The sequence below is a fragment of the Shewanella sp. SM21 genome (genome assembly GCF_025654335.1).
GTDB classification, from domain to species: Bacteria; Pseudomonadota; Gammaproteobacteria; order Enterobacterales; family Shewanellaceae; genus Shewanella; species Shewanella oncorhynchi.
Window position 1 is genome coordinate 1 of record NZ_JAKKRL010000036.1, and the last position, 762, is coordinate 762.

General features: G+C 45.5%; 2 rRNA genes. Both read left to right on the forward strand.

Annotated elements, in window-relative coordinates:
• Positions 1–197 (forward strand): 16S ribosomal RNA (locus L5L94_RS21900); the annotation flags it as partial.
• A gap of 362 nt (positions 198–559) precedes the next feature.
• Positions 560–762 (forward strand): 23S ribosomal RNA (locus L5L94_RS21905); the annotation flags it as partial.

The window sequence follows — 762 nt, forward strand, 5'->3', positions numbered from 1 at the left end:
AGTAATCGTGGATCAGAATGCCACGGTGAATACGTTCCCGGGCCTTGTACACACCGCCCGTCACACCATGGGAGTGGGCTGCAAAAGAAGTGGGTAGCTTAACCTTCGGGGGGGCGCTCACCACTTTGTGGTTCATGACTGGGGTGAAGTCGTAACAAGGTAGCCCTAGGGGAACCTGGGGCTGGATCACCTCCTTACCTATACGACTAACTTAATGTTTGTTGAGTGTTCACACAGATTGCTTGTTTAKCTTCTCTTAGGAGAAGTCAGAGCTAAATGCGCCGCGAGCCGGTACGCATTGTTCTTTAACAATTTGGAAAGCTGATAGTATTTAATTGCATGAGTCTGTCATGTGATTAATTACAAAACGTTTAATGCGMAAGCATTGAACATGAGTTCTCAAACACTTTATTAAGTGTCTTGAATATTCAATAGTAAATTATTCTTTATTGAATAGTTTACGTCTAAGGCGCGTCCACTTCTTTGGTCAGAAGTGAGACAAGTAAAACCAAGCTGGTCGCAATGCGACGCAGATGAGTGAAACTCATTTGGGTTGTATGGTTAAGCGACTAAGCGTATACGGTGGATGCCTTGGCAGTCAGAGGCGATGAAGGACGTAGTAACTTGCGAAAAGCGTTGGCGAGCTAGTAACAAGCATTTGAGCTAACGATGTCCGAATGGGGGAACCCAGCAGCATAAGCTGTTATCGCAACATGAATACATAGTGTTGCGAGGCGAACGAGGGGAACTGAAACATCTAAG